Genomic DNA, 22,141 nt, shown 5'->3' with positions numbered 1-22,141 from the left:
GTCCCGCGATGCCGGTGGACGCCGAAGGTCGCGGATGGGTCGAAGCGGTGGCGGAGGGCCGCTGGCTGCGCCCTGCCGTCGCCGACGGTCCGCGCGAGCCTCGCTGGGGGCACCCGGGCGGCATGCAGCTCGGGCTGCACCCGCTTTCGGGTCCGCGCGGCCTGCTGCGCCTGTACACGCCGTATCTCGGGCAGCCGCGGGAGCGCCTGCTCAACTTCATCGCGGTCGAGCCGATCCCGGCCGGCGCGACCGAGCGGGGGTATTCCGAGCTCGAACGAAGTCGCCTCGACGAGCTGCCGGGTTTGCGCATGTGGTCGTCGGACGACCCCTCGGATGCGACGCCGCGCGACGCGCGGGACCCCTCTCGAGGGCAGGTGGACGTCGTAGACGGCATCGAGACCCTGACCGTCGACGTGCTCGTCGAGCCGTTCGCCAACGGCGCCGAGGTGTGGGTGCGTGCAGTGTTCCGCGCGGATCGGTCGCACGAGATCTCGGTCGCGACCTACCGGCGCGACACGTCCGTCGCCCTCGAGGCCTGCGTGCTCACCGCGACGATGGGCAACTGGGCACGACTGCGCACACTTCACCTGGAGGGGCGTGAGGTGACGGCAGCCTCGCTGTGGCCCGAGTACCGCGACGTCCACTTCGCCGACCACGCCACCTTCGGCGCGGAGGATCTCGAGCGCGAGGGCGATACCGTCATCGTGTCGGCGGCGCCTGACGAGGCTGCGCCGCACCGCGCGGTGTACGCCCCCGGCACCCGCGAGCACTGGCACTACATCGGCGCGCGCGCCACGCAGTCCTGGCGCGCGACCGATCCGGACCCCGGCCTGGTCGCGCAGGTCAACGGCCGGTACACGTACTGGATGAGTGACGCGCCGATCCCGGGAGGCATCGCCTTCGAGAACTTCGAGCTCGTCGAGCCGTTCCGCCAAGGGCGCGCCTTCACGTTCGCCGTCGAGCCCTCGACGACTGAGGCGAGCGCGCCGGCGCCGGCGGCGTCAGCTGATCCTGACGCGTCGCCGTGACAGCACGAGGCCGAGGCCGGCGAGGATCACCGCGATCGCTCCCGCGGGCAGGAGTGGCGACATGCCGCCGCCACCCGTGGCCGGCAGATCACGTGCGTCGCCGGTGTTGGTGAGCGTGAGCTCTGCCAGGTCCTGGTCACGGACCAGTTCCATCGGCAGCGTCACGATGCCGTCGGCATCCGGCGCCAGCGCTTCACCGTTCACCGTCCAGACCGGGTCGCCCCACTCGATGCCGGGAATCTCGGGCAGCGCGCCCTCACGGCCCTGGATGATCGACCCTACGGGGAAGTAGGGCGAAAGCACCGGCACTCCCGGCTCGAACTCGACGTCCGGCTGCGGTACGGTGTCCCACCACCACTGGACCGGGAACGTCGTGCCGGTGGGGAGGCTGGCCGCGGCATCTCCGTCGACGACCTTCGTGACCGCCCATCGTGTCAGATGCTCGACGGTGTTGGTGACCTCGATCAGTGGCGTCTCCTCCGAGCCGACGACGAGGAACTGGCCCGGGTTCCAGGTCGTCCCTGCCCACTCGTTCCCGGGGGGGAGGGCTGCGGCATCCGGAATCACCTCCTCGAGGCGCACGATCGTGCCGACCGGGAACTCCAGGGGATCGCCGGCCTCATCGATCGGGCCCGCGGGTGTGCCGTCCGCGGGGATCTCGAAGCTGCCGGCGAGCAGACCCTCGCCGGGAACCAGCGCCGTGTACTCGATGGTGAACGAGTCGACGAGCAGCTCGGAGGCGTCGATGCCGACGAGATCCTTCGCGACCTGGAACGTGCCTGTCGTGACGACGGCGCTGTTCGTGAGTGTCGACGACACCGTCGCCTGGCCGTCAGCACCGACCACGAGCTGAGCGGGGTCGAATGTCGCGTCGCCCCATGCGACATGGCGCAGGCGCGGCGCTTCCAGTTCGGTGAAGGTGACGACGGTGCCGTATGGGAAGGTGAGAGGCTCCCCGTTCTCGTCGAGCGGGCTCACCGGCGTGCCGTCGGCGGGAAGCCGCACGATGCCGCTGGAGACAGTGCCCAGCGGGGTCGTGGTGGTCCACTCGACCGTGAACTCCATGCCCGGCGGAAGAAACTCTCCCGCTTCACCCTCGAATGCCTTCGAGAGCTGGAAGGTGCCGTGCTCGACCGCGTTGCCGACGCTGATGGCGATGTCGCCCGAAGGGGGCAGCGGGATCTCGACGATCGCGGTCTCGAGGGGACCGGCGCCCTCGAAGTTCTCGGGCGTATACGTCGTCTCAACGCCGTCCACCGTGACGGTGATGATGGGAACCGCGAAAGAGGCGGGATCGACGGGCGTGCCGTTCAGCGTCGGCACGAGCTCGGCGAGCAGCAGGGTGTCGGCACCGGTCTCGACGTCGTCGAGCAGCTCGGGGTCGCCCACGGTAAGCGGCCGCGTGGTGCGCGAGCCCGCCGGATCGGTGTTGTAGCTGATGGTGTACTCGTACGCGGGATCGGCAGCCTCGCCCTCGGCCGACTTCACGACGGTGATCGCGCGTTCGAGCTCAGACGGTGTGATCGCATTCGTCAGGGTGACGGCGACGACGGAACCGTCCTCCTCGATCGTGAACGTCTGACCAGGGTTCCATGCCACGTCGGACCACTCGTACCCGTCAGGCGGGTCGATGCCCGACAGGTCCTCGGTCAGCGTGACCTCGGTGCCGACGGGAAAGTCCTGGCCGACATCGACCGCCGTACCGTCGAACGGCACGTCGAGCGTTCCGGCCCCGATGTCCATGCCGTCGTAGACAGCGACCCAGGCGACGGGGACCGTCGCCTGGGACGGGTCGCCGCCGGCGCCGCCCGATACGTCCTCGATCGTCTTGGACACGCTGAAGGTCCCGGACTGGACGACCGGAGTCGCCGTGTTGCTCACGACGATCTCGGCGGTGCCCGCCCCGACCGTGAGCGGGTTGGGCGAGATCGAGGGCGTTCCCCAGTCGATTCCCGGCACGCTCTCGGGCGCGATCTCTTCGAACTCGATGCTCGTGCCGAGGGGGAACTGCGTCCCCGCCGCCACCAGGGTCCCGTCGGCGGGTAGCTCCATCGTCCCCGTCAGCACCGTACTGTCCGGCTCGGTGGCGGTGTAGTTGACGGTGAAGGTCGTGCCGGCAGGAAGCTCGGCCGGTTCGATCCCCTCGAGCGACTTACGCGCGGCGAACGTGCCGCTGTCGGCGGTGCAGCTGAGCTGGCCTGCGAACAGGAACGAGTGCACCTCGCCGCCGGCGATCGTGACATTCTGTCCCAGTACCTGGCCGTCCAGAGGTGCCGCGGTGACTGTCACGTCGGCGGTCGGCGCGTAGATGGACCCGTCGATGCGTCCGCCCTCCGCTGCCGTGACCGAGACCGGCCCGGTCAGGGCGGAGAGATCCCAGAGGATGTACGGGGAGTAGGCGCCCTGAGGATCCGATCGCGCACCGACCACGTCGGTGGTTCCGGCGGGCACACGGATGATCAGCGGATTGGCAAGCCCGGGTGTGGGGCCGGCGGAGTATTGGAACAAGGCCGTCCCGGCGATGTCGGCATAGTCCACGATGTTCGGCTGGTCCGGGCTGAGCGGCTCGAGCACCACGCGCGCCCCCGCGTCCTCGGCGACGCCGACGGAATGCCCGGCTCCGGAAGGGACCAGTCCGGCGAGGCAGTCGGCGGCTGCCTCGTACGACGCCTCGGCGTTGGCCTCCACATAGTCGGCGACCGCCGTAGCGGACGTGTCGACGGTGTAGATGCTGCCGTTTCCCGCCGCTCCCGCGGGTGGGGTGGCATCGTCCGGATACTGCTGGCTCGTGGCGTCGATCAGAGGTGTCTGATCTGGACTGGACGGGTTCGTGTTCAGCCGGATCCAGTCGGCACGTGCGAACGGCTGCCAAGGGCCGTCGCGCTCGACCATCTTGAGGTCGCCGTGCAGCGACGGCTCGGTGGTGCCCGCGCTCGTGATGGCGAGGATGCCGGTGCTCGCCTCGTCGTAGCTGCCCACGAGGAACCGGGTGGGGTCGCCGTCGACGGTCGGAAGTGTGTAATCGCCCGTCCCTGCCGCCACGTGGATGATCGTGTAGGTGCCGCTGGATCCCTGCACCGTCGCGGTACCGCCGACGGCGATGCTGCCCTCCGTCTCCTGGTTCTGCAGCAGTGCGTCCTCGCGCGCGTATACGGTGAACCCGCCGTTCATGGTGAACGGGTTGAACGTGTCGGGATAGGCCGCATGGGCCGGCGTGGCCAGCGTCGCGTCGACGGCTATGGCACCGGTGGCCGCCAGGAGAACGGCGGCACCAGAGGCCACCGCGCGCCGGAGGGACTGTCGTCTGGTACGGCTCATGTCAGGGCCCCGTTCGAGAGCATCGAGTACAGCCTTCCGCCAGTACACCACAGGCGGTCGCCGAGCTCCACGGTCGCCCTTTCGCCGCCAGAGGCCGGGAACCATGATGGTGTCGTGGCCACACTCGACGATGTCCGCGCCATCGCGCTGACGCTTCCGGATGTCGAAGAGCGGGTGGAAGGGCACCGCGGCGGCGCTTCTTGGCGCACGCGAGCGGGCATGTTCGTGTGGGAGCGTGGCCCGACAAGGCGCGACGACGAGCAGCTCGCCGCTCTCGGCGAGTCATGGCCCGCCGGCGCCGTCGTCGGCGTTCGCACCGATGGGCCGCAGGTCAAAGACGCCCTCCTCGAGACTTATCCGGACGTGTTCTTCACGATCCCGCACTTCGACGGCTACCCTGCCGTGCTGGTCCGGCTCGAAGCGATCGAGCCGGACCTGCTGCGAGAGGTGGTCACCGACGCGTGGCTCCTCAGGGCGCCCAAGCGCACCGCGAAGGAGTGGCTCGCCGCCCACCCTCCCGCCACTGACCCCGGTTGACCGCCGCTCGGGGAGGGCAGCGGCAGCGAATCACCGGTGAGCCGACGGATGCCGCGATTCGCCGGCGACCGGTAGGTTCGGCCTGTGACGACGACCGCTTCACGGCCACGGTGGCTGATGCCGACGCTCAGCGGCTACCGCCGTGCGTGGATAGGCCGCGACCTGCTGGCGGGGCTGTCGGCCGGCGCGGTGGTCGTGCCGCAAGCGATGGCCTACGCGACCATCGCCAACCTGCCGGTGCAGGTCGGCCTCTTCACGTGCATCCTCCCGATGCTCGTCTACGCCCTGCTCGGCGGCAGCCGCGCGATGAGCGTTTCGACGACTTCGACGATCGCCACGCTCACCGCGACGACCCTGGTGTCGGCGGGCGTCGCGGCCGGGTCGAAGGACCCTCTCGGCTCGCTCATGATGCTGACGCTCCTGGTGGGCGCCTGCCTCGCGCTGGCCCGGCTCTTCCGACTCGGCTCGCTCGTCGAGAACATCAGCGGAGCGACCGCCCTCGGCCTGAAGATCGGCGTCGGCACGACCGTCGCCGTCGGGCAGGTGCCCAAGCTGCTCGGCGAGTCGACCGACGTCTCGGGCGAGGGCTTCATCCGTGCCGTGGTCGCGGTCGGCGGCGCGTGGGAGAGCGTCCACTGGCCGACCGTCGCGCTGTCGGTCGCGTCGATCCTCGTGTTGATCGTGCTGAGACGGTTCGCCCCGAAAGTCCCCGGCGCATTGATCGTCGTGGCCGGCGGGATCCTGCTCACGGCCTTCGGCATCACAGCCTCGGCGGGCATCTCGCTGATCGACCCGGTCCCATCGGGGGTCCCGCTGCCCGGCATCCCCGACTTCGCCCACATCGTGGCGCTCGTACCCGGAGCGCTCGCCATCGCGGTGATGGCATTCCTCGAATCGGCGGCCGTCGCGCGGGGTATCCGGCGCAAGGGCGAGCCGCAGATCGATTCCGACCAGGAGCTCGTCGCGGTCGGCGCGGCGAATCTCGTCGGCGGGTTCTTCGCGACGATGCCCGCCGCGGGCGGCTTCTCGCAGAGTGCGATGAATCAGGCGTCCGGTGCGAAGTCGCAGGTGTCGTCACTCGTCACGGTCGCACTCGCTCTGGTCGTCGCGCTCTTCCTCGGCCCGGTCCTGAGCATGCTGCCCGAGGCCACGCTCGCCTCGATGGTCTTCGTCGCAGTGGCCGCGCTGATCAACATCCCCGAGCTCGTGCGCTGGTTCCACGTCAGTCGCATGGACTTCTGGGTCGCCTCGACCGTCGCCTTGCTCGGCCTCACCGCAGGACTGCTCCCCGCGCTGGCGGTCGGCATCGTGGTCACGCTCGTCCTGGTGCTGCGAGAGGTGAACACGCCGGAGCTGTCGGTCGTGGCCCGAGCCGACGGAGCCGTCGCGATCCGCGTAGGCCGCGGCATGTACACCGCGAACGCGCAGCCCAACGAACGCGCGATCCTCTCGCTGGCAGTGTCGCAGCATCCCCCCGTTACCGCCGTCGTCCTCGACGTCGAGCGGCTGACGGTCCTCAGCATCACGGTGCTCGACGTCCTGGAGGACCTCGACGGCGAGCTCGCGGAGCGCGGAATCGCTCTGCACCTCGCACGGCTTCCGGATGCCGCGGCCAAGGTGGCGCGCAGAACGACCTGGTATGCCGGGCTCGAGCGGCAGGGTCGCGTGCATGACACCGTCGAAGCTGCGCTCGCCGTGAACTCCGCGCAGGCCGAGACTCAGGAGACCGGCGGGTAGTGTCTGGTGCTGACGGCTGTGCCCAGCGCGGCTCGAGAGGACGGCATCCGTGAACGACATCCTGCCCTCGTGGCGAGACACCTCCACCCGCGCCGCGATCCTCGAGTTCGTCGCCGCCGTCACCGACGACGACTCCCCTGACTTCGTCCCGCATGAGGGTCGTGTCGCGGTCTTCGACAACGACGGCACGCTGTGGACTGAGAAGCCGATGCCCACTCAGCTGCACTACCTGCTCGAGCAGTGGAAGCTCGCCGCGACCGCGGATCCCACGCTTGCCGAACGCCAGCCCTATCGCGCCGCCGTCACCGGCGACTACGCGTGGCTCGGGGCCGCGATCGACAAGCACTACGCCGGCGATGACTCCGACCTCGGCCTGCTCATCGCGGCGGTCGCCGAGTCGAGCACGGGCATGAGCGTGGAGGAGTACGAGGCATCCGTCGCTGCGTTCTATCGCGAGGCGCGGCACCTGACGCTCGGCAGCTCGTACGCGCACACCGTCTACCAGCCGATGGTCGAGCTGATCCGGCTGCTCGACGCCCACGACTTCCGCACGTACATCGTCTCGGGCGGCGAACGCGACTTCATGCGCCCGATGACGCAGGACTACTACGGCATCCCGGTGCAGCGCGTGATCGGCACCGGGATGTCACTCGAGTACGACGCCGACGACAACGTCGTGCGCTACGGCAAAGCCCTGTCATTCTTCGACGACGGGCCCGAGAAGCCGGTGCGCATCTGGATGCGCACCGGACGACGGCCGATCCTGGCCGCCGGCAACTCGAACGGCGACATCCCCATGCTGCGGTTCGCGCAGGGCAGCCCCCGCAGCCTGAGCCTGCTGGTGCGCCACGACGACACCGGCCGCGGCGACGCGCCCTACGACAAGGGGGCGGAGCAGGCGCTCGAGGTGGCGCCGGCTCACGGGTTCACGGTGGTGAGCGTGCGAGACGACTGGTCGCAGGTCTTCCCCCGCAGCGACTGAGACCGACGCGCCGCCCGCGCGTCGGGCGTGGGCGTACGCGGTGACCCCTAGCCTGGCTTCGTGACCCGCGCCGCGCCCACCGCACCACCGCCTCTGCTCTCGCCGAGCCTGCGGGTGCTGCTGGGACTCGCGGCGTCGGTGGTCGTGCTGGCGGGCGTGTTCTTCGCACGCGACATCTTCGGGCCGCTCGCGCTGGCCATCGTGCTCGTCGTGATCTGCGAGCCGGTGCGCCGCCCGCTCGAGCGACGCGGCTGGCCGAGGTGGAGCGGCACGACTGCCGTCATCGTCGTCGCCTATCTTGTGCTGGTCGGCATGGCGGCGCTGCTGTGGCTGGCCGGCACCCAGTTCGCGCGCCTGGTCGCCGACTACGTCGACGAGCTGCGCGCGAACGTCGACGAGCTGCTCGCATGGCTCGCCTCGGCGGGCCTCCACCAGGAAGCGACGGATGCCGCGGCGGCGGTACTCGATCCGAGGACCCTGGTCGATCTGGCGTCGAGCCTCGGCGGTACTATCCTCGCCGTGGCGACGGCCCTGTTCTTCGTCTTCGCGTACGTGATCTTCATGGCGGCCGATGCCGCGCGCTACCGCAGCGCCGACCGCCTCTTCGGCGCCGAGCGGCGGCCCGTGCTGGCACGGATCGGTCATCTGAACACCGGCATCCGTCGCTATTACGTCGTCAACGCGAGTTTCGGCGCCATCGTGGCCATCATCGACGGGCTCGCGCTGTGGGCGCTCGGGGTGCCCGCGCCGCTGGTGTGGGCGATCCTCGCCTTCGTCACCAACTTCGTGCCCAACATCGGCTTCGTGCTCGGGCTCATCCCGCCGGCCGTGCTCGCCTTCGTGGTGGGCGGCTGGCCCATGCTGCTCGCCGTCATCGCGATCTACAGCGTCGTCAACGTCGTGCTGCAGGTGCTCGTGCAGCCCAAGTTCGTCAGCGACGCGGTCGACCTGAGCCTCACGCTGAGCTTCTTCTCGGTCGTGTTCTGGACCTTCATCATCGGACCGCTCGGCGCGATCCTCTCGATTCCGCTGACGCTGTTCGTGCGAGCGCTCGTGCTCGAAGGCGATCCGGGCGCGCTGTGGCTGCGCTGGCTCTCAGGCGACCACTCCGCGACTCCTGCGAACGCCGCGGCTGCGGCATCCGCTGCCCCATCCCTCGCCCCGCCACGGAGACGGCCATGACGCAAACCCCCCTCGAGACGGCGGCAGAGCGCCGACCGCCGGTCGCTCCCCGAGTGTTCGACACGTCGAGCCAGCGGTCCCTCGAGTCGCTCGCGCTCGCGGTCGGCGCGACCTCGTTCGTGCTCGTGGCGCTCGTCGCGCTGGTGGCGTTCGGCTTTCAGGCGGCGCCGATCGCAGGCCCCGGGTCGGTCGGGCAGTTCGCCGCCATCGCTTCGGGGATCGTCGCGATGCTGTCGGTCATCGCCGGCAGGATCCTGCTGCGGGTGCGTGGCGAGGCTCCCCGCGCACGCATCCTCGGCTCCCTCGACCTCATCGCCCTCGCGTTCGCGCACGGGGTGATCGCGCTGCTCGGCTGGACGCTGCTGGCGGTCATCCTCGAGCACGCCTTCATCGGCGCCGAAGTGTTCGCCCTGCCGGTGCTGATCCTCTCCGGGGCGGCGGCGGCGATGAGCGGCTACATCTCGTTCTTCTCGGCGACGCACATGGACCTTCAGCTGCTGGCGGTCGTGCTCGCGGTCTTCCTGGTCGTGGGCGTCTTGGCGAGCATGCTGACCGCCAGCGACCCGAACTGGTGGAAAGACAATCTCAGCGCGCTCGGCATGTCGTCGAACGTGTCGGCCTTCGCGTTCAACATCACGATCATCGTCGCTGGTTTCCTCGTGACGACCCTCGCGCGATACTCCACTCGCGGCATCCCGACGGCCAACCCGCAGGGCATCGGACGCGTGCGGGTCTGCCTGATCATCGTCGGCGTCTTTCTGGGGCTCGTGGGGGTGTTCCCGGTCGATCAGTTCTTCGCCCTCCATACCGGAGTCGCCTCGGGCATGGTGGTCGCGTTCGGCGTGCTGGTGATCGGGCTTCCGAGATGGATCACCGGGATGCCGCGGCCCTTCGTCGTCCTCGGCTGGCTGTTCCTCTTGGTGACGCTGGTGCTCGCAGTGCTGTTCGCGGTCGGCTACTACACGCTCACAGCCGTCGAGCTCGTGGCCGGCATCCTGGTCTTCACGTGGATCGTGCTATTCATCCGTAACGGCGCCGCGCTCGAGCAGGACGCCCGGCCCGGCTCAGCGGGCTGAGCCTGCCGGGTTGAACCCCCGCTCGCGTGCGAGATCGTCGGGAGTGATCAGCATCTGGCGTGCCCACGTGACCGTGAGCCACGCGGGAAGCACGATGAGGCACAGCATCGGCAGCACCGTGATGTCGCCGACGATCGCGACGGCGACGAACAGCGCGATCCAGCCGTCTCGCGCGATCGCGAGCACCACGCCGAGCACGCCGCACGCGACGGCGAGGCTGAAGGGCAGTGCGGGAAGCAGTGCGCCCCCGAGCATGCCGGCGGCGACGCCGATGAAGACGGCGGGGAAGATGCGGCCGCCGCGGAAGCCCGCCGAGGCCGCCACGACGAGCGCCGCGAGCTTCACGAGCAGGATCACCGTGAGTTCAGCGGGGGAGTAGTCACTGGGGTGGGACAGCAGCTCCGCGCTCTGCTCGAGGCCTTTGAAGAGAGTCACCGGCCCGCCGAGCATTCCGAGCAGGCCCAGGACGACTCCGCCGGCCACGATGTAGAGCATCGGATGCCGCAGCATGCGGAACGCTCGATGCACCAGCGGGAAGAGGTACACGCCGACCAGCGCGAATGCCGCAGCGAGGCACGCGACCAGTGCCCCGAGGAGCAGATCCAATGGCTGCGGCGCGCCATACGGGTCGCCGAGCTCCATCGTCGGGATGCCCCCTCCCACGAAGTGGGTGGTGATGGAGCCGGCGCCCGCGGCGACGAGCGGGAGGAAGAGCTTGTCCCACAGCGACCCTTTCGCGCGGAACTGGCTGACCACGCCCGTGAAGACCAGGGCCGCCGCAACGGGAGTGCCGAATAGCGCGCCGATGGTCGCTGAGATCGCAAGCGCGCCGACGAGGGCAGGCGGGACGGCCTTGGCAAAGCGCGCGACGAGCGCCACCGCGAGCGACACGTTGATCGCGATGATGGGGTTCTCGGGGCCGAGGCTCACGCCCCCGGCCAGCCCCAGCATGAGCACGATCGCCAGCCCAGGGAGAACCGAGAGCCTCAGCGCCTTCGGCTCCAGCTCGGTGGTGGCCGAATCAGGGCCGGCATGACCGGGCACCAGCCATACCACCAGCCCGACGGCGATGCTCGTGCCGGTCAGGACGGCGAAGATCCACCACGGGTCGTCGGCTGCGATACCCAGGGCGCCGGGCGCTTTCGTCCAGAGCGTGTCTTCGAGCAGACCCGCGAGGGATTCGAGCGCCCACAGTGACAGCCCGGAAAGCACGCCGATGAGCAGAGCCGGGAGCGACAGCAGCGCCAGCCGACCTACGGTGAGCGGCGCCTCGGGCGGAGAAACGGCGGAGGAGGTGCCGGGCATGGCGCCACACTAGCGGTCGGCTCGCCCACCGCGCGCCCTTCGCGGCGCGCCGTGCGCATGCGGGATGATGCGCCTGTGGACGAGACGACTTGGCACCGGCGCACTCGGACGACGCTCCTGGTCGCGTCGCTGTTCTACCTCGTGGCATACTCGTGGCGCGTCATCGCGGATCTCACCGGTCCGGCGCGCACTGTCGCCACTGTCGTCGTCATCGTGACGTGGGCGATGTTCATCGTCGACTACCTCGTGCGGCTCTTTCTTGCCCCGCACAAGTGGCAGTGGTTCCGCTCCCACCTGCCCGCGCTCGCGTTCGCTCTCGTGCCGGTGCTCCGGCTGGTTCGGCTGCTGAGCGCACTCACCCGCGCCCCGGGCCTGCGGCCGAGCGCAGGACGCGTCCTTCGGACGCAGATCCTCGTGTACGGGGCGGGTGCGGCGGTGATCCTCATCTACATCTCGACCCTCGCGGTACTCGAGGTCGAGCGTCATGCGCCCGGTGGCACGATCACGACGTTCGGGATCGCCATCTGGTGGGCGTGCGTGACGGTGACGACAACGGGATACGGCGACTACACGCCGGTGACGGATGCCGGACGCTGGGTCGGTGTGGGGCTCATGTTCGGCGGGGTGGCGCTCGCCGGCGTCATCACCGCGACGCTCGCGTCGTGGGTGCTCGAGCGCGCGGGCCGCGGCCACGACGATCAGGAGCCGGCTACGCGGGCGCAGGTGCGCGAGCTCATGGCGAAGATCGATGCGCTGTCGGCGGGTGATGGCGGGAGCCGCAACGACGAAGGCCGCACCCCGTAGGGCGCGGCCTCGTCGAGAGACAGCGGCAGGTCAGGCCAGGAGCTTCGCCTTGGCCGCGGCGAACTCGTCGTCCGACAGGATGCCCTGCGCGTGCAGCTGCGCGAGCTGTGTGAGCTTGGCCATCATGTCGTCGCCAGCCGGTGCGGCCGGAGCAGCGGGCTGCTGAGCCGCCACCGCCTGCGCGGCGGCCTCCTGCATGGCGGCCTGCTGCTGCTGCGCCTCGTAGGCCTGGGCCTCCTGCGCCTGGTAGGCCTTCTCCTGCTGGCGACGCTGCATCCCGCCCGAAACCGCGGTGGCCGTGCCGGCGACGACCGCGGTGCGGGCGGCCATCCCGATCAGGCCCGGACGGCCCATTCTTCTCAGTGGCATTTCTTCCTCCTTGATCCTTCTCGGCTCAGTCGGCGTGCTCGGCGAGGAACGCGTTCACGATCGGTGCGGGGACGCCCTCTCGGGCGATGACCGCGCCGCCGGCGTCGTAGAGTGCCGACGCGAACGCCTTCGCCCACAGCAGCTCGACGACGAGGATCGCGGCCGAGGTACCGGGTTCGAGCCCTGCGGCGAGCTCGGCGATGTCGTCCTCGCCGGCCAGACCCGCCATGTCGAGCGCGGGGACCCCGCCGTCATCGATCGTGTCCGAGAGCTCGAGGATCTCGAGCTCTCCCTCGGGCGAGCGTCGCGCGAACACCAGGTCGAGCAGGTTCACCGTGCCTGCGGCGACGAGGTCGTCGACCGCCTTGAGCACCGCCGGTCCGGGCCGGTCGCCCTCGAACGCGACCGCGTAGAACTCGATGGGGCCGTAGTCGAATGTCGTCATGTCTCCTCCTGATCCTGCGCGGGCTAGGCCGCCAGCGCCTTGGCCTTCAACGCGTCGAACTCGGCCGGTGAGATCGCGCCCGCGTCCAGCAGCGACTTGGCCTTGGTGATGTCGTCGGCAGCGCTGGCGCCGCCGGCGGTTTGCCGGATGTAGGCGTCCTGTGCCGAACGCAGCGCCTGCGCCTGCGCGACGGAGCGCTTCTGCATCCCCGCTCCGCGAGCGATGAGGTACACGAGCGCCGTGAGGAACGGTACGAAGATCAGGAAGAGGATCCAGAGGGCCTTCAGCCAGCCGTTCAGCGATTCGTCGCGGAAGATGTCGCCGATGATCGAGAAGACCACCATGAGGTATGCGACGAAGACGAAGATCGAGAAGATCCAGAGCAAAAGATCCCAGAAGCCCATGCGAGGTGCCAATCGTGAGGACGAGCCGGATGCTCGTCGCTGGTTTGAACCTAGCGCTCGGCTTCTCGCACGGCATCCCCCGATCCGCATGAGACCGGGGTGAACTTTCCCAGCGCCCCCGATCGTTCGCGTGGTGTGGTGCGGGACCGCGGATGCCGCAATCATGAGGTCATGACCCCCGACGACGATGTCTCGCCTCCGCGCCGATTCTCCGGCGTCCTCGCCGCGCTGGACAAGCCGCTCGCCACCGGGTTCCTCGCCACGATCGGGGTGCTGGGTGCGCTGCTGCTCGGCTCGGCCCTCGGCGTGATCTCGACGATCCTCGTCTACATCGTCCTCGCGATCTTCCTCGCCGTCGCCCTCGATCCGATCGTGCGGCTGCTCGAACGCCGCGGCGTTCGCCGGTCCGCCGGGATCGCGATCGTCTTCTGCGGGTTCGCGCTGCTGATGGCAGCGTTCCTGATCTTCGTGCTCCCGCCGGTGATCGCGCAGATCATCGAGCTGGTCGAGGTCCTGCCCTCGGCGATCGCCGCCATCCCCGACTCGGACTGGTTCGCGCGGCTGAGTCCCGACGCGCAGACGGCGATCCTGGCCGGCCTCGCGCAGTTCTCCGACTGGATCGCATCGCCGTCGACTCTCGCACTCGTAGGCGGCGGCGTGCTCGCCGTCGGTGCGGGAATCGTCGGCGGCATCTCGGCGGGATTCATCGTCGTGGCACTGACGCTGTATTTCCTGGCGTCGCTCGCGGCGACCAAGCGTGCGATGTACGCGCTGGCACCCGCCCGCAGCCGCCCGCGGGTGGAAGACCTCACCGAGCGCATCACGACGTCGGTGGGAAGCTCGCTCATCGGGTCGGTCATCCTGTCTTCGATCAACGCCGGGGTGGTCTTCGCGCTGCATCTGCTGATCGGGCTGCCGTTCCCCGCACTGATGGCGGTGATCGCGTTCGTGATCACCCTCATCCCGCTGTTCGGCTCGGTGATCTTCTGGGTGTTCGCCACGGCTGTCGCGTTCTTCTCCAGCCCCGCGCAGGCGCTGATCTTCGGGATCGCGTATCTGGTCTACATCCAGCTCGAGTCCTACGTCGTCAGCCCGCGCGTGATGAACCGCGCGATCTCGATCCCGCCAGCGCTGGTGCTGATCGGCGCCCTCGTGGGCGGCACGCTGATGGGCATTCTCGGGGTTCTCCTCGCGCTCCCCGTGATCGCGTCGATCCTGCTGGTCATCCGCGAGATCGTCATCCCGAGGCAGGACCAGAAGATCTGACAGGCGGCGGCCCCTGCGGAGGGGACCGTGGGGACGCCCCCGTCAGTTCAATGCCGACGTGAGCCGGGCCACCCCGTCGAGGAAGGTCGCCTTCGCCGGCTCGCGACGCCACTCCTCGAGCGTGAGCTCACGTCCCGCGTCGCGATACCCCTGCTCGACTTCGCGCATCGCCGCCACGAACGACGCGCCGCGCACGAGGAGCGAGACCTCGCTGTTGAGGCTGAACGACCTGATGTCCATGTTGCTCGATCCGATCACTGCGATGTCGTCATCGATCGAGAAATGCTTCGAGTGCAGGATGAAGGGCGGTGGGTAGAGGAAGATCCGCACTCCGGCCTCGAGCAGCGACGTGTAGTACGAACGCTGCGCGTGGTAGACCAGGCCCTGATCGCCGATCTCCGATACGAACAGCTGCACCTCCAGGCCGCGCTGGCACGCCGTCGTGATCGCGTACACCATCGCTTCGTCGGGTACGAAGTATGGGCTCGTGAGGATGACCTTCTCGGTCGCGCCGTGGATGAGCGACAGAAACAGGCGCAGGTTGTTCTCGGTCTCGTAGCCCGGGCCGCTGGGCACGACCTGGCACAGCAGGGCGTCGGGGGAGGCCGAGCGCTTGAGCTCGCCGACGGGCACGCGCTCCGCGGTCAGCTCCTCGCCGGTCTCGATCAGCCAGTCGGACTGGAACACGGCGTCGATCGCGGCAACCGTCGGGCCGGTGACGCGCGTCACGAGCTCCTGCCACTTGAGGCCCCGCTTGATGTTCTTCGGCGCGTCGTAACTGCGATCTATGAGGTTCTGCGACCCCACGAAGCCGACTCGGCCGTCGACCACGACGATCTTGCGGTGATTGCGCAGATCGGGGCGCTGGTACTTGCCCTTCAACGGCTGCACGGGAAGCATGTACGCCCACGTCACGCCGATGCGGTCGAGTTCGGCCACCGTGGCGTCGCTGACGGTCACCTTGCGCGAGGCGATGTAGTCCAGCAGCACCCGCACCGTGACGCCCCGGGCGACGGCGCGCTCCATCGCTGCGAAGAAGCCGCGCGTGGTGTCGTCGAACCCGACGATGTAGAACTCCACGTGCACGTGATGCTGCGCCTCGTCGATCGCCGCCGCCATCGCGTCGATCGACGCCTGATAGTCGCCGTAGAGGGTCGCCTCGTTGCCGGTGGTCGCCGGGAGTGCCGTGAGCGCCTGGTTCTGCTGCACGACCCGCTGGAACCAGCGGGGCTCGTCATCGGTCGGAGCGTCCAGGCCCGCCCGGTCGACGGCGGCGCGGATGATGCCGTCGACGCGGGCCTGCTCGGCGCGCCGCTTCCTGGGGAGCTTGACGTTGCCGATCAGCAGGAACAGCACGATGCCGACCACGGGCAGCAGGAAGATCAGCAGCAGCCACGACATCGCCGCGGTGGGCTTGCGCCCGCGGGGGATGACGATGAGCGCCGCGACGTTGATCGCGAGGATGGCGACGGCGCCGAGCGTCCACCCCAGGTTCGCTCCGAAAGCAGGGTCCACGTGCACAGTGTGCCCTATGAGTTGCCCGCGGCCGCCTTCAGCTTCTCCATGACACGGTCGAGGTTGAACGCCGCGGGCTCCTGACGAGGCGGGAACTCCACCAGGGTCTGCAGCATCCGCGCGACGTAGGCCTGCGCCGGGACGAACAGGAAGACGCGGTCCAGCATCCAGTCGAAGTAGGTGTTCGACGTGATGTCGGCCCGCTCGAACGGATCGGTCCGCAGGTTGAAGAGCTTCGGCGCACGCAACTCGGTGTACGGCTCGAGCCACACGTTCAGGGTGCCGGGCGCGCGCTGCTCGAGGAACACGATCTTCCAGTTGTCGAAGCGCAGTGCCGTGAGGTCGCCGTCATCCGAGACGTAGAAGAAGTGGCGGCGGGGGCTCTTCTCGGCCTTTCCCGTGATGTAGTCGAGCTGGTTGTGCCCGTCGAGGTGCACCTTGTACTCCGAGCCGGCGAGTTCGGTGCCGGTCGCCAGCCGCTCGGCGACGTCGGTGTCGCCGGCGGCGGCGAGCAGCGTCACGAACCAGTCGCTGTGGCTGACGATGCCGTTCAGCGTGGTGCCCGCGGGAATGTGCCCTGGCCAGCGCACCATGCACGGCACCCGGTACGCGCCCTCCCAGTTGGAATTCTTCTCGTTGCGGAACGGCGTCATGCCGGCGTCGGGCCAGCTGTTCAGGTGCGGGCCGTTGTCGGTCGAGTACATGACGATGGTGTCTTCGGCCAGCCCCAGCTCGTCGAGCAGATCGAGCAGGCTGCCGACGATGTCGTCGTGGTCGAGCATCGTGTCGTGGTACTCGGACTGCCAGCGTCCCGCCCGGCCCTTGCTCTCTTCCTTGGTGTGGGTGCGGAAGTGCATGTGCGTCGAGTTGAACCACACGAAGAACGGGGTGTCGTCCTCGGCCTGCCGGCGGATGAAGTCCGCCGCGGCATCCCGGAACTCCTCGTCGCACGTCTCCATGCGCTTCTTGGTGAGCGGTCCCGTGTCTTCGATGCGCTGCGTGCCGTCCTCGTTCGCCCACGAGCGGATGACCCCGCGCGGGCGGAAGCGCTCGTTGAACCCCGGGAACTCCTCGTCGGTGGGGTAGTCCGGATGCTCGGGCTCCTCCTCGGCGTTGAGGTGATAGAGGTTGCCGAAGAACTCGTCGAATCCGTGCGCCGTCGGCAGGAACTCGTCGCGGTCGCCGAGGTGGTTCTTGCCGAACTGGCCGGTGGCGTAGCCCTGAGCCTTCAGCGCCGTGGCGATGGTCGGGTCCTCGTGCCGCAGTCCGACATCGGCTCCCGGCATCCCGACCTTCGTCAGGCCGGTCCGGTACGGGTTCTGTCCGGTGATGAAGGCGGCGCGGCCGGCGGTGCAGCTCTGCTCGCCGTAGTAGTCGGTGAACTTCACGCCCTCGTTCGCCACGCGGTCGATGTTGGGCGTGCGGTAGCCCATGAGCCCGTCCGAGTACGCGCTGAGGTTCGAGATCCCGATGTCGTCGCCCCAGATGATGAGGATGTTGGGCTTGTCTGCCATGAGGGGCTCCTGTCGAGGCGGCGAGATTCGCGGCGAAGCCGCTCTCGCATCCAAACAGTTCCGACGGGGTCGTCGCTAGGGGTGCGGCGCGATCGCCGCCCGATGCACCGAGTCGTCGCGAATGGTCGTTGAGCGCCGTACCGAGCGGCCATATGCGACGGTTCGGGCGCGCTCCGACGCGAATCCACAGGGCGCACGCGAGGGTTGAGTTCTCCACGGATCCAGAACGAGAGCGGATGCCGTTCCCCCGGCTCCGTGCATGATTCGGGGATGCCGCGACCCCGCCCCTTGCCCGCTCAACTCGACGAAAGCGGCTTCGCCGTCCGGGACGCGGTTGCGGCCGGAGTCAGCCGGCGTCGGCTGAGGGCCGCGGATCTACGAGCGCCGTTCCACGGCGTCCGTGTCCGCATGCCGGCCGTCGATGCGCGAGCACGCGCGCGGGCATATGCGCCCAGGCTCCGACCGGGCGAGGCGTTCAGTCATGGAACCGCGCTCGAGCTGGTCGACGTAGCGGTGCCGTCCGGCAACGACACTAATGTGCATGTGACGAGCGTCGGAGGCCGGGAACGCGCCCGAGGTCGGAGCGTACGCGGGCACGAAGCTGCCGAGGGGCTTCTTCGCGTCGGCGTCGTGGCCGGCCTGCCGGCGGTTCATCCCATCGACGCGTGGTGCCAGCTCGGAGCCACCCTCACGGTCAGACAGCTGGTGGTGATCGGCGATGCCCTCACGAGGCGCAAACATCCGATCGCGACCCGTTCCGAGTTGGCAGCAGCCGTGGAATCATGGGCGCCGCGTCGCGGCGTGCGCAGCCTGCGCCGGGCCATGGCCCTGGTGCGGGAGAACACCGACTCACAGCAGGAGACCGAGCTGAGGCTGGATGCCGCCGACGCGGGGCTGCCTGAACCCGAGGTCAACGGCGTCATCCTCGACGAGAGGGGCCGGTTCGTCGCATACGGCGATCTCGTGTACCGGGAGTATCGAACGCTGCTGGAGTACGACGGCGAACAGCACCGCCTGGATGATCGGCAGTTCGCCCGCGATGTCGGCCGACTCGACGACCTCGCGCGTCTCGGGTGGCGGGTGGTCCGTGTCACGAAGCAGCACCGAGGAGCGCCGCGCCACGAGAGGCTCGAGCGAGTGCGCGAGTCTCTGATGTCCAGAGGCTGGGTGCCCGTCCCGCCCCCATGACCCCGCCGCCGATCCCGTCCCCCGATTCGCGCTCCGAGGCGTCGCGAACGGCCGCCTCGGAACTTCGCAGCCGACCCTTTGAGACGGTTCGCGGGGGGAGGAGGGGGCGAGGAGAAGGAGGAGGAGGGGGTCAGGCGTCGCGGGCGCAGCGGAACCCGATGTGCGACATTCCGGTGTCCTCCGCCTGCGGCGAGCGCGCGGCGGGGCGGAAGCGCAGGCAGTAGTCGGGCGAGCACAGGTGTGAGCCGCCCTTGAGCACGCGGCGCGGAATGGCGGGGAACCCCTCCTGGGCGCTGGCGGCGGCCAGCAGGTTCGTGCGCTTGCCGGCGTCGACCGGGGTGTCCGACAGGCGCAGGTGCCGCGGTGTGTAGTAGTCGCTCGTCCACTCCCACACGTTGCCCGTCATGTCGTACAGCCCGAAGCCGTTGGCGGGGTACGAGCCCACGGGTGCGGCATCCCCGACGCCCTGGTTCTCGTAGGGGAATCGCCCGAGCCACGAGTTCGCCTGCGCGACGCCGCCGGGGTAGGGCTCGTCGCCCCACGCGAACCGCGCGCCGTCGAGCCCGCCGCGCGCGGCGAACTCGTGCTCGGCCTCGGTGGGAAGGCGCAGTCCCGCCCACTGCGCGTAGGCGTTGGCGTCTTCGAAGGCGATGTGGACGACCGGATGCCGCAGCCTGTCGTCGATGGACGAGTCCGGCCCGAACGGCCGGCGCCAGTGGGCTCCGGGCTGCCAGCGCCACCAGTTGCGCCAGTCGCGCAGGTCGACAGGGCCGGGTGTGGGTGTGAAGACCATCGCTCCCGGCACGAGATCGGCGGGATCGGCGCCAGGGAAGTCCGCCGGTTCGAGGGCCCGCTCGGCGACCGTGACGTAGCCGGTGTCGTCGACGAACGCGGCATACTGCTCGTTGGTGACCTCATACCGGTCGATCCAGAACGGCGCGATTTCGCGCTCGTGAACCGGCCGCTCGTCGGGATAGAAGTCCTCGGATCCCATCCGGAACACGCCGCCTTCGAGGAGCACCTGGTCGTGGTCGGCTCGGAGTGCGGGGGAGGTCACGCCATCCACCGTATCCGCGCCCGGCACCGGTGGTGTCAGAAGCTGCCGATGCCCTTGCCGATCACCGCGACGCCGATGACGAGCAGCAGCACCGCCATGATGACCGCGTTCTCCTTGGCGAGCCAGCCGCGCAGCGCGTCGAGCGGCCCGCGCAGCTTGCCGGCGGCCACCAGGTAGCCGACGACGGGGACGAGGACGGTGGATGCTCCGATCAGCGTGAACACGGCGATCACGAGCGCGGTCGATCCGCCGTCGAGCGCCGCCGCGCCGATGGTGACGCCGGCGCTCGCCGCGAGCAGCAGGTTCTTCGGATTCACCGCGGACAGCAGGAACCCGAGGCCGAGCGCCTTCGGGAACGTGATGGTGTCGATGGCCTGCATCCACTTGGGTAGGGCCGGCTCCTCGCCCGGCTTCGGCCGGCCGCGCCACTGCCGCAGCGCGAGCAGGAGCAGGAGAACGCCGAGCGCGAGCTGGACGACGCCCTTGATCGGCTGCGCGGACTCGTCTTCACCCATCGGCAGCACCGAGGACAGCAGGGTGAAGACGGTGACCGCGACGATGATGCCGAACACCCACCCCAGCAGGAACCCCGTGCCGGTGGAGCGTGCTTTCGGCGAGAGGAGCATGAGGATCGCGGCGATGATCGGCACCGGGCTGATCGCCACACCGAGCGCGAGGGGAAGAATGTCTCCGATGACGGAACCCATGGCTGTCTCCTACTTCTCCGTGAGCGCGGCGACTGCCGCGCGGTTGGTCGGGTAGACCGCGTCGCCGTCGCGGATGATCCCGAGTCGTTCCAGGCGAGACCGCGCATCGGCGCGCAGGCGGCTGAAGCCGAGCGAGACCTGGCTGGTCTCGAGCCAGTCCCGCAACGATGCGAACGACTCCGCGCCGGTGACATCGGCGTCCGTCACGGCCTCGAGGTCGATCACGACGTGGTGCACGTCGTGACCCTCGCGTGCCCTGGTCACCGCGGACTTGACCGCCGTGCCGAACACGTCGCCGTTGGCGAAGAAGAGAGGCGCCGCCATGCGGACCACGACGACGCCCGGGGCCGTCACCGCACCAGGGGGTGCATCGAGGAGCAGGGAGCCGCTCGGCTCGCCGTCGGCGGCCAGCACGTCGATCGCGGGATCGGCGGCACGTTTAGCCAGGTTGATCAGCGCGAGCACGAACGCGACGAGGATGCCGGGGATCGCGCCGATGAGGAGCGTCGCGAGGAAGCACACCACGCCGATCCAGAACTCGAAGCGGTCCAGGCGCCATAACTCGCGGAACTCGCGGATGCCCAGCAGCGGCAGCACGGCCACCCCGACGATCGCGCCGATGGCGGGCGAGGGGATCTCGGCCAGGAGCGCCGTGCCGAACAGGAGCAGCAGCAGCGTGCCCACGGCCAAGACGAACGACGGGAGCTGCGTGCGGGACCCTGCCTGGTCCATCGCGGCGGTGCGCGACGTCGACGAGCCCATCGCGAAGCTGCCGCTCGCTCCGGCGGCGATGTTGCCCACGCCGAAGGCGAGCAGGTCGCGGTTGGGGCTGGTCGGGTAGTGGCGCTTCTCGGCGTACGAGCGGATCACGAGAAGGCCCTCGGCGACGGTCACCATCGTCAGTGCGAGCGCCGACGGGACGAGCGCGAGCCACTGGGTCCACGACAGCATCGGCCACGTGAGCTGAGGCGGCCCGGCGGGCACCTCCCCGAGCACGGCCACGCCGGCGCCGTCGGCATCCGTCACCACCACCAGGATCGTCGCGACGATCATCACGACGAGCGCCCACGGCACCACAGCCAGCAGGCGCCGCCCGATCAGCAGGACGGCGACCGATCCCACCGAGATGAGGAGCGACCAGATGTTCAGGGTGCCCAGTCCGGTGAAGAGCCCGATCGTCTTCTCCACGAACTCGCCGCCCGAGTCGATCCTGATGCCCAGCATCTTGGCGATCTGCGACACCAGGATGTCGAGGGCCAGGCCTCCGACGAACCCGATGAGGATCGGCTTGGAGAGGAAGTTCGCCAGGAAGCCGAGCTTGAACACCGACATCAGGATGAACATGACGCCGCAGATGATCGCCTGCGCGAGCGCCATGGTCGCATACTCGGCCGAGCCTGCGACGGCCAGGCCGCCGATCGAAGAGGCGACGAGCGCCGCGGCCGCGGCATCCGGCGACGCCACCAGCTGCCGTGACGAGACGACCAGCGCATAGACGATGGTCGGCACGACCAGGGCGTAGAGCCCCGCAGTCGCGGGCAGCCCGGCGATCTGCGCGTAGCCGATGTTGAGCGGGATCGCGATCGCGACGAGGGTCACGCCCGCGAGAAGCTCGCGGCCGAGGTTCTTCCGTGTGAGACCGGCGAGTGGTCGTTGCACGGCGCCTCCTGGATGTCGATCCCGAGGCTAGCGGCAATCGAGCCGCCG

At 69.2% G+C, this 22,141-nt stretch carries 19 protein-coding genes; 9 read left to right on the top strand and 10 right to left on the bottom strand.

Going from position 1 to position 22,141, the window contains the following annotated elements:
- Positions 1-8 precede the first annotated feature (8 nt).
- Positions 9-1,028 carry a hypothetical protein gene (locus ACLKM7_RS05415; protein ID WP_436446141.1) on the top strand — a complete coding sequence of 340 codons (1,020 nt, stop codon included), beginning with the start codon at positions 9-11 and terminating at the stop codon, positions 1,026-1,028.
- Here ACLKM7_RS05415 and ACLKM7_RS05410 read toward each other — a convergent pair.
- Positions 1,002-4,346, bottom strand: coding sequence for a DUF5979 domain-containing protein (locus tag ACLKM7_RS05410; protein ID WP_436446140.1), 3,345 nt, complete (start codon positions 4,344-4,346; stop codon positions 1,002-1,004). The two genes, ACLKM7_RS05415 and ACLKM7_RS05410, sit on opposite strands and share 27 nt — an antisense overlap.
- A 114-nt stretch (positions 4,347-4,460) precedes the next feature.
- On the opposite strand from ACLKM7_RS05410, the gene ACLKM7_RS05405 reads away from it, so the two are divergent.
- The 5 genes from ACLKM7_RS05405 to ACLKM7_RS05385 all read left to right on the top strand — a co-directional run bounded on the left by ACLKM7_RS05405 (position 4,461) and on the right by ACLKM7_RS05385 (position 9,860).
- Positions 4,461-4,883: an MmcQ/YjbR family DNA-binding protein gene (locus tag ACLKM7_RS05405; RefSeq protein ID WP_436446139.1), complete on the top strand. Its 423-nt coding sequence runs from the start codon at positions 4,461-4,463 to the stop codon at positions 4,881-4,883.
- Between the two features lie 84 nt (positions 4,884-4,967).
- Positions 4,968-6,620: a SulP family inorganic anion transporter gene (locus tag ACLKM7_RS05400; RefSeq protein ID WP_436446138.1), complete on the top strand. Its 1,653-nt coding sequence runs from the start codon at positions 4,968-4,970 to the stop codon at positions 6,618-6,620.
- Between the two features lie 49 nt (positions 6,621-6,669).
- A complete protein-coding gene (locus ACLKM7_RS05395) occupies positions 6,670-7,602 on the top strand; it encodes an HAD family hydrolase (protein ID WP_436446137.1) in 933 nt (310 codons plus the stop codon).
- A 60-nt stretch (positions 7,603-7,662) separates the two neighbouring features.
- Complete coding sequence (locus tag ACLKM7_RS05390; protein ID WP_436446136.1) at positions 7,663-8,784, top strand: AI-2E family transporter; 1,122 nt, start codon at positions 7,663-7,665, stop codon at positions 8,782-8,784.
- Positions 8,781-9,860 carry a DUF998 domain-containing protein gene (locus tag ACLKM7_RS05385; protein WP_436446135.1) on the top strand — a complete coding sequence of 360 codons (1,080 nt, stop codon included), beginning with the start codon at positions 8,781-8,783 and terminating at the stop codon, positions 9,858-9,860. Before ACLKM7_RS05390 ends, ACLKM7_RS05385 begins: the two co-directional genes overlap by 4 nt.
- Here ACLKM7_RS05385 and ACLKM7_RS05380 read toward each other — a convergent pair.
- Positions 9,849-11,165 carry an ion channel protein gene (locus ACLKM7_RS05380; protein ID WP_436446134.1) on the bottom strand — a complete coding sequence of 439 codons (1,317 nt, stop codon included), beginning with the start codon at positions 11,163-11,165 and terminating at the stop codon, positions 9,849-9,851. The genes ACLKM7_RS05385 and ACLKM7_RS05380 overlap by 12 nt on opposite strands.
- Positions 11,166-11,240: 75 nt before the next feature.
- Here ACLKM7_RS05380 and ACLKM7_RS05375 point away from each other — a divergent pair, with 75 nt between their 5' ends.
- On the top strand, positions 11,241-11,969 hold the full coding sequence (locus ACLKM7_RS05375; protein WP_436446133.1) for a potassium channel family protein: 729 nt from the start codon (positions 11,241-11,243) through the stop codon (positions 11,967-11,969).
- A gap of 30 nt (positions 11,970-11,999) precedes the next feature.
- On the opposite strand, the gene ACLKM7_RS05370 is transcribed toward ACLKM7_RS05375, so the two are convergent.
- Genes ACLKM7_RS05370 through ACLKM7_RS05360 form a run of 3 tightly spaced genes read right to left on the bottom strand, consistent with a single transcriptional unit; the run spans position 12,000 to position 13,187 of the window.
- On the bottom strand, positions 12,000-12,323 hold the full coding sequence (locus ACLKM7_RS05370; RefSeq protein WP_436446462.1) for an SHOCT domain-containing protein: 324 nt from the start codon (positions 12,321-12,323) through the stop codon (positions 12,000-12,002).
- Positions 12,324-12,363: 40 nt separating this feature from the next.
- Entirely contained in the window at positions 12,364-12,783 is a 420-nt protein-coding gene (locus tag ACLKM7_RS05365; RefSeq protein ID WP_436446132.1) for a DUF6325 family protein, read from the bottom strand.
- Between the two features lie 23 nt (positions 12,784-12,806).
- On the bottom strand, positions 12,807-13,187 hold the full coding sequence (locus tag ACLKM7_RS05360; RefSeq protein ID WP_436446131.1) for a PLDc N-terminal domain-containing protein: 381 nt from the start codon (positions 13,185-13,187) through the stop codon (positions 12,807-12,809).
- A gap of 171 nt (positions 13,188-13,358) precedes the next feature.
- Between ACLKM7_RS05360 and ACLKM7_RS05355 the strand changes: the two genes are divergently transcribed.
- Positions 13,359-14,453 (top strand): AI-2E family transporter, encoded by a 1,095-nt coding sequence (locus ACLKM7_RS05355; RefSeq protein WP_436446130.1) that lies wholly within the window; start codon positions 13,359-13,361, stop codon positions 14,451-14,453.
- 42 nt (positions 14,454-14,495) lie between these two features.
- Here ACLKM7_RS05355 and cls read toward each other — a convergent pair whose 3' ends face one another.
- Positions 14,496-15,968 carry a cardiolipin synthase gene (gene cls, locus ACLKM7_RS05350; protein ID WP_436446129.1) on the bottom strand — a complete coding sequence of 491 codons (1,473 nt, stop codon included), beginning with the start codon at positions 15,966-15,968 and terminating at the stop codon, positions 14,496-14,498.
- Between the two features lie 14 nt (positions 15,969-15,982).
- Positions 15,983-17,482, bottom strand: a complete 1,500-nt coding sequence (locus ACLKM7_RS05345) for an arylsulfatase (RefSeq protein WP_436446128.1) — start codon at positions 17,480-17,482, stop codon at positions 15,983-15,985.
- Positions 17,483-18,112: 630 nt separating this feature from the next.
- Here ACLKM7_RS05345 and ACLKM7_RS05340 point away from each other — a divergent pair.
- Positions 18,113-18,670 carry a hypothetical protein gene (locus ACLKM7_RS05340; protein WP_436446127.1) on the top strand — a complete coding sequence of 186 codons (558 nt, stop codon included), beginning with the start codon at positions 18,113-18,115 and terminating at the stop codon, positions 18,668-18,670.
- Between the two features lie 130 nt (positions 18,671-18,800).
- Here the strand turns inward: ACLKM7_RS05340 and ACLKM7_RS05335 are convergent, their stop codons facing one another.
- Genes ACLKM7_RS05335 through ACLKM7_RS05325 form a run of 3 tightly spaced genes read right to left on the bottom strand, consistent with a single transcriptional unit; the run spans position 18,801 to position 22,093 of the window.
- Complete coding sequence (locus ACLKM7_RS05335; protein WP_436446126.1) at positions 18,801-19,727, bottom strand: formylglycine-generating enzyme family protein; 927 nt, start codon at positions 19,725-19,727, stop codon at positions 18,801-18,803.
- 35 nt (positions 19,728-19,762) lie between these two features.
- The gene (locus ACLKM7_RS05330; protein ID WP_436446125.1) at positions 19,763-20,434 is read right to left on the bottom strand and encodes a GAP family protein; all 672 of its coding nucleotides are present in this window, start codon (positions 20,432-20,434) and stop codon (positions 19,763-19,765) included.
- 9 nt (positions 20,435-20,443) lie between these two features.
- Entirely contained in the window at positions 20,444-22,093 is a 1,650-nt protein-coding gene (locus tag ACLKM7_RS05325) for a SulP family inorganic anion transporter (RefSeq protein WP_436446124.1), read from the bottom strand.
- Positions 22,094-22,141: the final 48 nt, after the last annotated feature.

It is taken from the genome of Microbacterium sp. I2, assembly GCF_051364985.1.
Classification (GTDB): Bacteria; Actinomycetota; Actinomycetes; order Actinomycetales; family Microbacteriaceae; genus Microbacterium.
Note: the sequence above shows the minus strand (reverse complement) of the source record. Positions and strands in the feature narration are given on the sequence as shown.

Coding starts and splice junctions, on each gene's coding strand:
- ACLKM7_RS05415 (WP_436446141.1), top strand. CDS start 9: ATGCCGGTGGACGCCGAAGGTCGCGGATGGGTCGAAGCGGTGGCGGAG.
- ACLKM7_RS05410 (WP_436446140.1), bottom strand. CDS start 4,346: ATGAGCCGTACCAGACGACAGTCCCTCCGGCGCGCGGTGGCCTCTGGT.
- ACLKM7_RS05385 (WP_436446135.1), top strand. CDS start 8,781: ATGACGCAAACCCCCCTCGAGACGGCGGCAGAGCGCCGACCGCCGGTC.
- ACLKM7_RS05380 (WP_436446134.1), bottom strand. CDS start 11,165: ATGCCCGGCACCTCCTCCGCCGTTTCTCCGCCCGAGGCGCCGCTCACC.
- ACLKM7_RS05370 (WP_436446462.1), bottom strand. CDS start 12,323: ATGGGCCGTCCGGGCCTGATCGGGATGGCCGCCCGCACCGCGGTCGTC.
- ACLKM7_RS05365 (WP_436446132.1), bottom strand. CDS start 12,783: ATGACGACATTCGACTACGGCCCCATCGAGTTCTACGCGGTCGCGTTC.
- ACLKM7_RS05360 (WP_436446131.1), bottom strand. CDS start 13,187: ATGGGCTTCTGGGATCTTTTGCTCTGGATCTTCTCGATCTTCGTCTTC.
- ACLKM7_RS05355 (WP_436446130.1), top strand. CDS start 13,359: ATGACCCCCGACGACGATGTCTCGCCTCCGCGCCGATTCTCCGGCGTC.
- ACLKM7_RS05345 (WP_436446128.1), bottom strand. CDS start 17,482: ATGGCAGACAAGCCCAACATCCTCATCATCTGGGGCGACGACATCGGG.
- ACLKM7_RS05330 (WP_436446125.1), bottom strand. CDS start 20,434: ATGGGTTCCGTCATCGGAGACATTCTTCCCCTCGCGCTCGGTGTGGCG.